We start from the raw sequence: 12,742 nt of genomic DNA, 5'->3' as shown, positions 1-12,742 counted from the left end.
TGCCGACCGCCCGGTACTCCTCGATGTCGGTCACCTCGATGACCTCCAGGTACTGCACGGAGGGCGTGCCGGTTCCGTCCAGGGTGCCCTCGATGCGGGTGACGTCGTAACTGCGGATCGCCGAGCTCGCACGGGCCACCGGGTAGTCGGTGTCCCGGATCCAGGCCTCGTAGTCCGCCGGGTCGACGCCGGGACGGAGCTTGTTCAGGAAGAAGACGCGATGGGTCACGGTGTGCTCCTCGGTTCGGTCGCGGACGGGTGAGCGGAGATCAGAGCCTGCTCAGCACGTCGCGTGCGGTCATGGTGGCGATGCGGTGGGCGTCGGGGGCCGGGAACAGCCACAATCCGACGGAGTCGGAACCGGCGTCGATCAGCCGGCGGACCTTCTCGGCGCACTCGTCGGGCTCGCCGGCGACGGCCAGGTCCTCCACCCAGGAGTCGGGCATGGCCCTCGCGAGGTGCTCGACGGCGTTCTCGCCACCCTCGGCCAGCAGCGCGGCCAGCTCGTCGCGGATGCCGTAGACCTCCGAGAGCGCGTTGTCCGGCATCGCCGCGAGGTAGAACGCGATGGACTCGCGAACGGCGTCCTTGGCCACCGCACCGTCGTGGTCGACGGAGAACAACGTGTAGGTGACCAACCGGTGCGGCCTGGTGTGCCCACCGCGGCGGACCCCCTCGTCCACCCGCTCGCGCGCCCAGCGCACGTACGCCGGGCTGGACAGGGTGGAGAGCACCGTGCCGTCGGCGATCTCCCCCGAGAGCGTGAGGCCGCGCTCGTTGACCACCCCGGTGTAGAGCGGGACCCTGGTCGCCGCCGGATGGGTGAGCGCGATCTTGTCGAACTGGAAGTGGCCGGTCTCGGTGAGCTCCTCGCCGTCGAGCAGCCTGCGGACCGCGGTCACGCACTGCCGCAGCGCCGACAGCGCCTTCGGCGGCATCAGGCCCATCTGGTCCAGCCATGCCGGGACGCCGTGCCCGATGCCGCCATAGATGCGGCCGGGGAACAGCACGTCGAGCGTGGCGAGCTCCATCGCCAGGATCGCCGGGTGGCGGGTGGCGGCGGAGACGATGCCCAGCCCCAGCGGGAGCGACGTGGTCGCGGCCAGTGCGGCCGTCGATCCGGCGATCCCGCCGGAGAAGAAGCAGTCCTCGGAGAACCAGAGCTCGCCGAAGCCGAGCTCCTCGGCCAGGCGCGCCATCGCGACGATGTCCCCCGGCGGCATGTGGCTGCCCAGGACGAGGCCGACGGGGCTGACGGGGGACGGCCCGGGCGGCGTCATGGAGCCATCACCCGACCTCGAGCTGTGGAACACGACGCATGCATGGCAGTGAACCTAGGGAACGCCGCGCGGGTGATGTCCGTCGAATCCACCAAGGTCGGTGCTGGTGTTGTGCACCGCGCCCGCCACGATCCCGGAGATCGTCGAACTCGGACGGCCGCACGGAAGGGTGACACCTCCTGACTGAGCCGGGGGTTGGACGGTATGCACAGGTTCTGGCCATTTTCCGTCTGATCAGCACAGTCCTTGCCTGTCGCTCCGCCCTTACTCTCGGGCCGCGGACATCCACTCGGGAGTTCGTCCTCGTCCCCAGCAGGCCCAGTGTCCGGTGATCGGAGAATCGGTGCGCATCGGTATCGACGTCGGTGGAACGAACACCGACGCTGTCCTCGTCGACGGCTCGACGGTCCTCGCGGGAATCAAGACCGTCACCACGGAGGACGTGACCACGGGCATCGCCGCGGCGCTCGCCGGGCTGCAGTCGGCGATGGCGCACGATGCGGCGTCGGTGCAGGGCGTCATGATCGGGACGACGCACTTCATCAACGCGATCGTCCAGGGGCGCGACCTCGCCCCCACCGCCGCGGTCCGGCTCGGCCTGCCCGCCACCGCGGCGCTGCCCCCGATGTCGGGGTGGCCCGCGCGGCTGGTCGCCGCGATCAAGGGCAGGGGCTACCTCTGCCACGGAGGGCACGAGATCGACGGCCGCACGATCTCCCCGCTGCGCCGTGACGAGCTCGAGCGGGCCGCCGAAGACATGGTCACGCACGGCGTGGCGAGCATCGCGATCTCCTCGGTCTACTCGCCGGTGAACGCCGAGTGCGAGCTGGAGGCGGCGGAGATCCTCGGTGGGCTGCTCCCCGGCATGCCGATCAGCCTGTCGCACCAGATCGGTCGAATGGGGCTGCTGGAGCGGGAGAACGCGACGATCATCAACGCCTGCCTCAGCGAGCTGGCCACGAACATCTGCCGCGGCCTGTCCGACGCCGTGAGCGCCGCCGGGATCACGGCGCCGCTGTTCCTCAGCCAGAACGACGGCACCCTCATGGACGTCGCGCACGCCCGCCGCTACCCGGTCGCCACCTTCGCCTCCGGACCGACCAACTCCATGCGCGGTGCCGCCTTCCTCTCCGGCCTGCGCGACTGCGCCGTCGTGGACGTCGGGGGCACCACCACCGACGTCGGGATGCTGCGTCACGGTTTCCCCCACGAGGCGAGCACCGAGATCAGCGTCAGCGGCATCCGGACCAACTTCCGGATGCCCGACGTCCTCTCGGTGGGCATCGGCGGCGGCAGCAGGGTCCGGGAGGACCCGCTGTCGGTCGGGCCGGACAGCGTCGGCTTCCGGCTGGCCCAGGATGCGGTCGTGTTCGGCGGCGACACGCTGACCTGCACCGACATCGCGGTGGCCGCGGGTGTCGCGGACATCGGCGACCGTAGCCGGGTGCGCGGCCTGGACAAGGCGTTCGTCGACGCGGTGCTGGCCAGGATCGGCGCGGACATCGGCTCCGTGGTGGATCGGGTCCGCACCAGCGGCGAGGCCACCCCGATCGTCGCGGTCGGCGGCGGCAGCATCCTCGTGCCCGACGACCTGCCGGGCGCGGGCACCGTCCACCGCCCGGAGCACTACGCCACCGCGAACGCCATCGGCGCCGCCATCGCCCAGGTCGGCGGTGAGGTCGACCGGATGTACTCGATGGCCCCCGGCCAGCGCGACCGGTTGCTCGACGAGGCAAAGCAGGAGGCCGTCGACAAGGCCGTGGCGGCCGGCGCGAGCCCGGGGTCGGTCCAGATCGTCGACGTCGACGAGGTGCCGCTGGCCTACCTCCCCGGCAACGCGACCCGGATCCGCGTCAAGGCGGTCGGCGATCTCGTGCTGTCCGACTGAGTAGAGACAACTACGGAGAGATCCATGGCAATCACCCTCGGCCTGGCCGACCTCGCCGACCTGGCGCAGGGCGCCGCGCTTCTCGGGACCGGCGGCGGCGGCGATCCCTACATCGGGCTGCTGCTCGTCTCCGCCGAACTCGAGCGGGGCCGCACCATCACGCTCGTCGACCCGGACGAGGTCGACGACGACGCGCTCGTCGTGGCCAGCGCCTTCATGGGCGCCCCGACCGTCGTGATCGAGAAGATCCCCGGCGGCGACGAGCCGGTGATCGCCCTGCGCAGGCTGGAACAGCATCTCGGCCGGTCCGCCGACGCCATCATCCCGATGGAGTGCGGCGGGCTGAACTCGATGATCCCCCTGCTCGTCGCGGCACGCACCGGACTGCCGGTGGTGGACGGCGACGGGATGGGGCGCGCCTTCCCCGAGCTGCAGATGGAGACGTTCGGTGTCTACGGCGTGTCCGGCTCGCCGATCGCCATCTGCAACGAGCGCGGGCACGTCACCGTGATCGATACGGGAACGGACAACCACAGCATGGAGTGGTACGCGCGTGGGGTCACCATCCGCATGGGCGGCGTCTCCTACATCGCCGAGTACCCGATGACCGGAGCCCAGGTCAAGCGCACCGCCATCCCGCGGACCATGTCGCTCGCGCTGCGGCTGGGCCGCGTGGTCCGGGAGGCCCGGGAACAGCACCGCGATCCGTTCGTGGCGCTGAGCGAGTGCCTGTCCGACACCATCTACCGGCATGGGCGTGTCCTGCTCGAGGGCAAGGTGGTGGACGTCGAGCGGCGCAGCGCGGACGGTTTCGTCCGGGGCACCGCCCGCATCTCCACGTTCGACGGCTCGGAGACCGTGGAGCTGGCCTTCCAGAATGAGCACCTCGTGGCCCGCAACGGCACACGACTGTTGGCGATCGTCCCCGACCTGATCTCCGTGCTGGACGCCGAGTCCGCCGCGCCGATCACCACCGAGGCCCTGCGCTACGGCCAGCGGGTGCGGATCTTCGCCATCTCGACGCCGCCGATCATGCGGACCCCGGAGGCCCTCGACGTGTTCGGTCCGCGTGCGTTCGGCCTCGACGAGGACTGGACGCCGGTCGAGGACCTCGTCGACTCCGAGTCGGCATGACCGGCATCGACGCGCGGGGCGTCGCCCCGCAGATCACCGCACTGCACGGGGAGCACGACGCGCTGCAGGCCACGTTCACCGACTTCGCCGGCTGGCGGATGCCGCTGCGGTACAGCGGTGATCTCGCCGAGCACCACGCCGTGCGCAGCGCGGCCGGCCTGTTCGACCTGAGCCACATGGGCGAGATCATGGTGACCGGAGCGGGCGCGGCGGCGGCGCTGGACCGTGCCCTCGTCGTCGACGCATCCGCGATCGGCGTCGGCCGGGCCCGGTACACCGTGATCTGCGCGCCCGACGGCGGGATCCTCGACGACCTCATCGTCTACCGGCTCGCGGAGCGCGAGTACCTGGTGGTGGCGAACGCGGCCAACGCCCCGATGGTCGCCGCCGAGCTGGCCGAGCGCGCGACGGGTGCCCGCGTCGCGGTGTTCGACGCGACGACCGAGTTCGCGCTGGTCGCGATCCAGGGCCCGGTCGCCGCGGCGATCCTCGCGCCACTGTGCTCGATCGACCTCCCGGCGCTGCGCTACTACGCGAGCGCGTCCGCCACCGTCGCGGGCCGGCCCGTCCTGCTCGCCCGGACCGGCTACACCGGCGAGGAGGGCTTCGAGCTGTTCTGCGTCCCGGACGACGCCCCGTTCCTGTGGCGGTCGCTGCTCGAGGCGGGGGCGGGCGACGGCCTGTTGCCCGCCGGACTCGCCTGCCGCGACACGCTGCGGCTGGAAGCCGGGATGCCCCTGCACGGCCACGAGCTGCATTCCGGGGTGACCCCCTTCCACGCCGGGCTCGGCCGCGTCGTCTCGTTCGACAAGCCCGGGGACTTCGTGGGCCGCGCCGCGCTGGCCGCCGTCGCCGGGTCCGGCCCGGAGCAGGTCCTCGTCGGGCTGGTCGGCGACTCCCGACGCGCCCCCCGCCACGGCTACCCGGTGCTCGACCCGGACACGGGTTCGGCGATCGGCACGATCACCAGCGGTGCTCCGAGCCCGACGCTGGGCAGGCCGATCGCCATGGCGTACGTCGTATCCGATCGCGCCGTCCCCGGCACCAGGCTCGTCGCGGACGTCCGTGGCAAGCACGAACCGGTCACGGTCGTCGAGCTCCCGTTCTACCGGCGGCCGACTCCCACCCCTGCGACTGTGAAGGCCGGCTGACACCGATGACCATCCCCGATGGGCTGCGCTACTCCACCGACCACGAGTGGCTGGCGTTCGCCGCCGACGAGAGCGCCCTCGCCGGCGTGGGCATCACCGCGTTCGCCGCCGACGCACTGGGCGACGTCGTCTTCGTCGACCTGCCGGAGGTCGGCACGTCGCTCCGCGCGGGCGAGGTCTGCGGTGAGATCGAGTCCACCAAGTCGGTCAGCGACCTCGTCGCCCCGGCAGCGGGCGAGGTCGTCGAGCGCAACGAGGCGCTCTCCGAGACCCCCGAGCTGATCAACACCGACCCGTACGGCCGGGGCTGGCTGTTGCGGATGCGCGTGGCCGCGATCCCGTCGGACCTGCTCGACGCCGACGCATACCGCTCCCTCACCGAGGGTGGATCGTGAGCTCGCTGCACGGGACGCTGGCCGAGGTCGATCCCGAGGTGTCGGAGGCGGTCGAGGCCGAGCTGCGGCGCCAGCACGACACCCTGGAGATGATCGCCTCGGAGAACATCGCGCCGGTCGCGGTGCTCCAGGCACAGGGTTCGGTGCTCACCAACAAGTACGCGGAGGGCTATCCCGGCCGGCGCTACTACGGTGGCTGCGAGCACGTGGACCGCACCGAACAGCTCGCCATCGACCGCGCGCTGGCCCTTTTCGGTGCCGAGCACGCCAACGTCCAGCCGCACTCCGGCGCGCAGGCCAACGCCGCGGTGATGGCGGCGCTGCTCACGCCCGGCGACACCATCCTGGGGCTCGACCTCGCCCACGGCGGCCACCTGACCCACGGGATGCGGCTGAACTTCTCCGGCAGGCTCTACCACGCCGTGGCCTACCACGTGCGCGCCGAGGACCATCTCGTCGACATGGAGGAGGTGGCCCGGCTCGCCCGCGAACACCGGCCGGCGATGATCGTCGCCGGTTGGTCGGCCTACCCGCGGCACCTGGACTTCCCGGCGTTCCGGCGGATCGCCGACGAGGTCGGCGCGCTGCTCGTGGTGGACATGGCGCATTTCGCCGGACTGGTGGCCGCCGGTCTGCACCCGTCCCCGGTGCCGCACGCCGACGTGGTGACCACGACGACGCACAAGACGCTCGGCGGCCCCCGCGGCGGGCTCATCCTGTGCCGCGGCGAGCTCGCGAAGAAGATCGACTCGGCGGTGTTCCCCGGCCAGCAGGGCGGGCCGCTGCAGCACGTGATCGCCGCCAAGGCCGTGGCGCTGCGGCTCGCCGCGACGGCCGAGTTCCGGGAGCGGCAGGAACGGACGATCGGCGGCGCCAGGATCGTCGCGCGACGGCTGCTCGAGCCGGACGCGGTCCGCTCCGGGCTCACCGTCCTCACCGGCGGGACCGACGTGCACCTGGTGCTCGCGGACCTGGGCGGCTCCGAGCTCGACGGGCGCCAGGCCGAGGACCGGCTGCACGCGGTCGGCATCACCCTCAACCGGAACGCGGTGCCCTTCGACCCGCGGCCGCCGATGGTCACCTCGGGCCTGCGGATCGGCACCCCGGCCCTGGCCACCCGTGGCTTCGGTGAGGCCGATTTCGCCGAGGTCGCCGACATCATCGCGACGGCGCTGGCGCCCGGCTACGACGACGTCGTGGCGGCGGCACTCGCCGGCAGGGTGGCGGCGTTGGCCGCGGCCCACCCGATCTACCCGGTCGGAACAGCCGTGAGCCCCTGATGGCGATCAGTGCGTTCGACCTGTTCAGCATCGGGATCGGGCCCTCGAGCTCGCACACGGTCGGGCCGATGAAGGCCGCCCGGATGTTCGTCGAGAGTCTCGTCGAGGCCGATCTTCTCGGCGTGACGGCCGCCGTGCGCACGGGACTGTTCGGGTCGCTCGGGGCGACCGGGCTCGGCCACGGCAGCGACAAGGCCGTGCTGCTGGGTCTGAGCGGCGAGCGTCCCGCCACCGTCGACGTGGAGACGGCCGACGCGCAGGTCGAGCACGTCCGCCGGACCCGGAGGCTGGCGCTGCAGGGCCGGCACGAGATCGACTTCGACGAGCGGACGGACCTGGTGCTGCACCGCGGCCGCTCGCTGCCCGGCCACCCCAACGGGATCCGGATGACCGCCCACGACAGCGGGGGAGCGGAGCTGCTGGCGCGCACCTACTACTCGATCGGTGGCGGGTTCGTGCACGAGGAACCGGAGGACGGCGGCGGCGACGGCAGCGGTGACAGCAGCGGCGACGGAGCCGGGGGGCTCGTGGCCGACCGGACCGAGGTGCGGTTCCCGTACCGCAGCGCCGCCGAGCTGCTCGCGCACTGCGCCGCGAGCGGGCTGCCGCTCAGCGGCGTGATGCTGGCCAACGAGCTGTCGTGGCGCAGCGAGGACCAGGTGCGCGCGGACCTCCTGGAGATCTGGCGGGTGATGCGGGACTGCGTTCGCCGCGGCTGCGAACGCGAGGGCACGCTGCCCGGCGGCCTCGAGGTGCGCCGTCGCGCCCCCGGCCTGTTCCGGCGGCTGCGGGACGCGGGGCCGTCCGAGGACACGCTCGACGTGATGGACCGGCTCAGCCTCTACGCCATGGCCGTGAACGAGGAGAACGCCTCGGGTGGGCGGGTCGTGACCGCACCGACCAACGGCGCGGCCGGGATCATTCCCGCCGTCCTGCACCACTACCGCGCGACCGTGGCCGGTGCGGACGACGACGGGGTCGTCCGCTTCCTGCTCACCGCGGCGGCGATCGGGGTGGTCTACAAGGAGTGCGCGTCCATCTCGGGGGCGGAGGTGGGGTGCCAGGGCGAGGTCGGCAGCGCCTGCTCGATGGCGGCGGGTGCGCTCTGCGAGGTGCTCGGGGGCAGCCCGCAGCAGGTGGAGAACGCGGCCGAGATCGGCATGGAGCACCACCTCGGGCTGACGTGCGACCCGGTCGGCGGACTGGTGCAGATCCCGTGCATCGAGCGCAACGCCATGGCCGCGGTGCGCGCGGTGCACGCCGCCCGCCTCGCCCTGCACGGCGACGGCGCGCATGTCGTCAGCCTGGACGCGGTGATCGCCACGATGCGCCAGACCGGCGCCGACATGCTGGCCGAGTACAAGGAGACCTCACGCGGGGGGCTCGCCGTCAACGTCATCGAGTGCTGATGGCCCCGGTCGGGTCACGTCAGGCCGCGGGCCCGGCAGGCGAGCTGGAGCAGCAGCCAGTCGTCCGGGTTGTCGGGGTCGACGTCCAGCTCGGCGAAGATCCGTTCCACGCGGTAGGCCACCGAATTGCGGTGCAGGTGCAGCTCGGTGGCGGCCCGGGAGAGCGAACCGTGGTTGTCCAGGTAGGCCTGCAGTGTCCGGATGGCCGAGGTGGCCTTGGTGTGGCCCATCTTGTCGAGCGGCGCGAGCACGGTGTCGACGGCGGTGCGCGCCGTGTGCGAGGCGTACCACTCGACGAGGGTGCGGCGCAGTCCCAGACCGTCGAACGCGGTGGCGGTGTTCGTGCGGTTCCGCGCGCGCACCGCGGCGACCGCGGCCCTGGCCTCGGCGGCCGAGTTGATCAGCCCGGTCGGGCCGCTGTGGGCCGAGCCCACGCCGCAGAACAACACCGTCGCCGGCACGGTCCCGATCGCGTGGTCCAGCGCTCGCTGCACCACGCCGGTTGCGTCGGCGGCCGCGGTGGAACCGGGGTCCCCACGCGACATGTGGATCAGCAGGAGCGCGCGCTCGGCGCGTGCGAGGTGCCAGCTGCCGGAGCTGCGGACGGCCTCGAGAACCACCCGGCCCAGCTCCTCGCGGGTGGCGAACGCCGCCACCTCGTCGCTCTCCTGCAGCTCCTGGTCGCCGTGCTCGATGCGCGCCACGAGATGCCAACCGTCGACGGGCAGACCCATCGACCGCGCCCGGCGCAGCAGCTCGGAGCGTCCTCGGGACGAGCTGTCCAGCAGCTCGGAGAGCAGCTCCGCCCGCGACCGGATCGGCAGCTCCCTGGCCCGGCGTTCGGCAGCGGCGGACAGCGCGAGCGTGTTGGCCAGCAACCGCCCGATCAGCGCCAGCTCCGGCCGGGTGCGGGCCTGTCCGTCGCGCACGACGACCCAGCGCTCGGCGTCGTCATCCAGGCCGATCGGGAACGCGAGTGCGCCGTCGGGCTGCTCGAGCACGGCCACCGTGGCGTCGGCGATGTCGGCGATGTCGGCGACCAGCTCGTCCGGCCGGGCGGCACGGCGGGTCGTCAGATGCTGGAAGGCCACGACGGCCCGGCGCAGGCCCAGCTCGGCCGAGCCGCGCAGCGCGGAGTCGAGCGCGCACACCAGATCGGCGAGGTTGATCCGCTCGGTGTGGCGCAGGATCACGACGCCGAACCGCTCCGCGGTCCCGATCGACGTGGACGTCGGGGGCGGGGCGCCGGGATCGGCCAGTACCAGCGCCACCACCCCGCGCGCGACGGCGAGCCGCAGGGCCACGTCGAACTGGTAGCCGTCGACGGTGGAGCTCACGTGCGCCCCGAGCACCGCGACGGTGCCTGCAGGCGCCTCCCGCAGGTCGAGCAGGCCCTCGGCGACGAAGACCTGCTCGACGGCCTGGTCTCCGGGAGTACCCGCGAGGCACTCCCACCGCAGCCCTGGCGCCTGCAGTACGTCGCTGAGTGCGGGCAAGTTGGTCATCCTCTCGTTCAGAGTGCCGATATGTTGGCAATACTTGTGCTGTATGTACAGCATCCTCAGAAAATCTGGTGTTACGTTTCCGACGTGCAGCTGGATGCGGACAACATCGAGGCGTACGCCCTCGGCTGCGCGATCCTCAGTGCCGGCGGTGGTGGCGACCCCGCCATCGGGCTGGTGATGGCCCGGCACGCGATCGCGGGGCACGGACCGGTCCCGGTGACGGACCCCGCCGACCTCGACCCGCAGGCAGTGGTGATGCCCTGTGGGCTCATCGGCTCGCCGACCGTGGCCCAGGAACGGATCTGGAACGGCGCCGAGGGCGCCCAGCTGGCCCGCTCGGTCGCCGGCCTGCACGGTGCCCCGGTTGACGTCCTGATGTGCTACGAGATCGCCGGGGTCAACGGGCTGCTCCCGGTGCTCTGGGCGGCGCGCCTCGGTACTCCGCTGCTCGACGCGGACGGGATGGGCCGAGCCTTCCCGGAGATGCAGCAGCAGGCCATGCACGTCGCCGGCGTCGCGGCGAGCCCCGTGGTGCTCACCGACGGCCGGGACAACGTCATCGTGGTGGAGGCGGCCGACAACCAGGCCGCCGAGCGGTTGGCGCGCAGCTGTGCCGCGTCCTTCGGCGGTACCTGCGCCGGCGCGATCTACATCATGAGGGGCCGGGTCGCCGCCACCGCCGCGATCTCCGGATCGGTCTCGCGCGCGGTGCAGGTCGGCACGATGATGCACGGACGCACCGGCGCGTGGTCTGCCGCGCTCGCCGCGGAGACCGGCGGCCGGGTCCTCATCGAGGGGCGTATCACCGAGATCGAGCGGTACGGCGGCGCCGGGTTCGCCCGCGGTCACGCTGTCGTCGACGGCTCCCGCGGCAGCCGGCGCCGGCGGCTGCGCCTCGAACTGCAGAACGAGGTGCTCGCCGCGCTCGAGGACGGTGAGGTGCTGGCGACCGTCCCCGACATCATCGCCGTGCTCGGACTGGTCAACGGGCGCCCGGTGGGCACGGAACGGCTGCAGTACGGCCAGCGGGTGGGAGTCGTGGCGCTGCCGGCCCCGGCGGTGTGGCGCTCGGAGCAGGGGCTCCAGGTGGTGGGGCCCCGCTCGTTCGGCTACGACCTGGACTACGCCGGCTTCGGCGACGGCGACCGGAACGACAGGCCCGAGGCCGCCGATGTCGACCGCTGAGGGCCTGCGGCTGGGCATCGACGTGGGCAACACGAACACCGACGCCGTTGTGGTCGACCAGCACGGCGTGCTGGTCGCCAGGGCCAAGGTCCCGACCTCGCCCGACCTCGGCGTCTCCGTCGACGCGGTGGTCGTCGACCTGTTGGGACAGGCGGCGGTCGATCCGGCGCGTGTGGGGTGCGTGACGCTCGGGGCGCCGCGCACCACCGACCCGATCAGCACCGGTCGCGGGCTGCGCCGGGTGGCGGTGCTGCGCATCGGCGGCCCGCTCACCTCCGCTGTCCCCCCACTGGTCACATGGCCGGCGGCGCTGCGCGACACGGTCGCGGCGGGGAGCGCGATCGTCGCGGGTGGGTGCGAGTTCGACGGCGAACGGATCGCCCCGCTCGACGAGGCCGCCATCATGGCCTTCGCCCGCGAGGTGGCTCCGGCCGCGGAGGCGGTGGCGATCACCGCGGTCTTCTCCCCGGTCGATCCGACCGACGAGCTGCGCGCGGCGGCCATCCTGCGCAGCGAGCTCGGCGAGATCCCGATCTCGATGAGCCACGAGATCGGCTCCATGGGGCTGCTGGAACGGGAGAACGCCACGGTCCTCAACGCCGCGCTGTGCGGTGACGCCGCCGCCACCGCAGGGGTGCTGGAGGCCACGATGCGCCGCAACAGCGTGGACGCCGAGTGCTACCTCACCCAGAACGACGGCACTCAGATGGCGCTGGGCTACGCGACCCGCTTCCCGGTCCTGCTCATCGGCAGCGGCCCGGCCAACAGCATGCGCGGCGGCGCCCACAGCAGCGGCGTGACCGACGCCGTGGTCGCCGACATCGGCGGCTCCAGCACGGCTGTGGGCAGGCTGGTCAACGGGTTCCCCTGGCAGTCGCTCACACCGTCCACGGTGAGCGGAGTGGTCACCAACTTCCGGTTGCCCGACGTGGTCGAGGTGCCGATCGGCGGCGGCTCCGTTCGCGAAGCCCTGTGCTGCGGCGGATCCGTGCCCACCCTCACCGACGCGGCCGTGCACGCCGGCCGCACCACGTTCGGCTCGAACCCCGTACCCAGGCAGTGGGGCGCACGGCTGGCCCGAAAGCTGGCCGGCGCCGACCGGCTGCTCGCCGAGGCCGTCGACCGCGTCGGCCGCGGTGCCGAGGACCTGCCGCTGGTCGTGGTCGGCGGAGCGGGTGGCATCGCGCCCGACCGCATGGCGGGGGTCGTCGAGGTGGTCCGCCCGCCGTACTTCGAGGTGGCCAATGCGCTCGGCGCCGCGATCGCACCGGTCAGCGGCTACGCGGAGCGGATCTGCTCCGGGCGCCCGGACCTGCTCCGCGCGGCGATCGAGGAGCTCACCACCGACGCCTTCGGCCGGGCGATCCAGGCCGGAGCCGAGCCCGAGCGGGTGCAGGTGGCGGGGATCGAGGAGGTTCCCCTGGCCTACCTGCGCGACCCGGCCGTCCGGATCAGGGTGCGGGCGACAGGCCCGCCCGTCACGAGTCCGCCACGGGCCCCCGGGCCTTCCTGACC

General features: G+C 72.6%; 11 protein-coding genes. 8 read left to right on the top strand and 3 right to left on the bottom strand.

The window, feature by feature from the left end:
* The coding region (locus JWR81_RS03060; RefSeq protein ID WP_297646318.1) for a hypothetical protein at nucleotides 1-229 on the bottom strand (229 nt) is incomplete at its 3' end.
* 40 nt (nucleotides 230-269) lie between these two features.
* Nucleotides 270-1,313, bottom strand: a complete 1,044-nt coding sequence (locus tag JWR81_RS03055) for an LLM class flavin-dependent oxidoreductase (RefSeq protein WP_367278722.1) — start codon at nucleotides 1,311-1,313, stop codon at nucleotides 270-272.
* A gap of 310 nt (nucleotides 1,314-1,623) precedes the next feature.
* On the opposite strand from JWR81_RS03055, the gene JWR81_RS03050 reads away from it, so the two are divergent.
* From JWR81_RS03050 to JWR81_RS03025, 6 genes are read left to right on the top strand one after another with little or no spacing between them, the layout of a single operon-like run.
* A complete protein-coding gene (locus tag JWR81_RS03050; RefSeq protein ID WP_297646315.1) occupies nucleotides 1,624-3,168 on the top strand; it encodes a hydantoinase/oxoprolinase family protein in 1,545 nt (514 codons plus the stop codon).
* 24 nt (nucleotides 3,169-3,192) lie between these two features.
* Nucleotides 3,193-4,302, top strand: a complete 1,110-nt coding sequence (locus JWR81_RS03045; protein WP_297646313.1) for a DUF917 domain-containing protein — start codon at nucleotides 3,193-3,195, stop codon at nucleotides 4,300-4,302.
* The gene (gcvT, locus tag JWR81_RS03040) at nucleotides 4,299-5,453 is read left to right on the top strand and encodes a glycine cleavage system aminomethyltransferase GcvT (RefSeq protein WP_297646311.1); all 1,155 of its coding nucleotides are present in this window, start codon (nucleotides 4,299-4,301) and stop codon (nucleotides 5,451-5,453) included. Before JWR81_RS03045 ends, gcvT begins: the two co-directional genes overlap by 4 nt.
* 5 nt (nucleotides 5,454-5,458) lie before the next feature.
* Entirely contained in the window at nucleotides 5,459-5,848 is a 390-nt protein-coding gene (gene gcvH / locus JWR81_RS03035) for a glycine cleavage system protein GcvH (protein ID WP_297646309.1), read from the top strand.
* Nucleotides 5,842-7,128 (top strand): serine hydroxymethyltransferase, encoded by a 1,287-nt coding sequence (gene glyA / locus JWR81_RS03030; RefSeq protein ID WP_297646319.1) that lies wholly within the window; start codon nucleotides 5,842-5,844, stop codon nucleotides 7,126-7,128. The genes gcvH and glyA overlap by 7 nt, the downstream gene beginning before the upstream one ends.
* Nucleotides 7,128-8,537: an L-serine ammonia-lyase gene (locus tag JWR81_RS03025; RefSeq protein ID WP_297646307.1), complete on the top strand. Its 1,410-nt coding sequence runs from the start codon at nucleotides 7,128-7,130 to the stop codon at nucleotides 8,535-8,537. Before glyA ends, JWR81_RS03025 begins: the two co-directional genes overlap by 1 nt.
* A 14-nt stretch (nucleotides 8,538-8,551) precedes the next feature.
* Here JWR81_RS03025 and JWR81_RS03020 read toward each other — a convergent pair whose 3' ends face one another.
* Complete coding sequence (locus tag JWR81_RS03020) at nucleotides 8,552-10,033, bottom strand: CdaR family transcriptional regulator (RefSeq protein ID WP_297646305.1); 1,482 nt, start codon at nucleotides 10,031-10,033, stop codon at nucleotides 8,552-8,554.
* 93 nt (nucleotides 10,034-10,126) lie between these two features.
* Here JWR81_RS03020 and JWR81_RS03015 point away from each other — a divergent pair, with 93 nt between their 5' ends.
* Both JWR81_RS03015 and JWR81_RS03010 read left to right on the top strand, forming a co-directional pair.
* Nucleotides 10,127-11,227: a DUF917 domain-containing protein gene (locus JWR81_RS03015; RefSeq protein ID WP_297646303.1), complete on the top strand. Its 1,101-nt coding sequence runs from the start codon at nucleotides 10,127-10,129 to the stop codon at nucleotides 11,225-11,227.
* Nucleotides 11,214-12,740, top strand: coding sequence for a hydantoinase/oxoprolinase N-terminal domain-containing protein (locus tag JWR81_RS03010; RefSeq protein WP_297646301.1), 1,527 nt, complete (start codon nucleotides 11,214-11,216; stop codon nucleotides 12,738-12,740). The genes JWR81_RS03015 and JWR81_RS03010 overlap by 14 nt, the downstream gene beginning before the upstream one ends.
* Nucleotides 12,741-12,742: the final 2 nt, after the last annotated feature.

This window comes from Pseudonocardia sp. (genome assembly GCF_025965585.1).
In the GTDB taxonomy this organism is placed as follows: domain Bacteria; phylum Actinomycetota; class Actinomycetes; order Mycobacteriales; family Pseudonocardiaceae; genus Pseudonocardia.
The sequence above is the reverse complement of the archived record's forward strand: the minus strand, read 5'-3'. Positions and strand labels throughout refer to the sequence as shown.

Coding starts and splice junctions, on each gene's coding strand:
- gcvH (WP_297646309.1), top strand. CDS start 5,459: ATGACCATCCCCGATGGGCTGCGCTACTCCACCGACCACGAGTGGCTG.
- gcvT (WP_297646311.1), top strand. CDS start 4,299: ATGACCGGCATCGACGCGCGGGGCGTCGCCCCGCAGATCACCGCACTG.
- JWR81_RS03025 (WP_297646307.1), top strand. CDS start 7,128: ATGGCGATCAGTGCGTTCGACCTGTTCAGCATCGGGATCGGGCCCTCG.
- JWR81_RS03010 (WP_297646301.1), top strand. CDS start 11,214: ATGTCGACCGCTGAGGGCCTGCGGCTGGGCATCGACGTGGGCAACACG.
- JWR81_RS03045 (WP_297646313.1), top strand. CDS start 3,193: ATGGCAATCACCCTCGGCCTGGCCGACCTCGCCGACCTGGCGCAGGGC.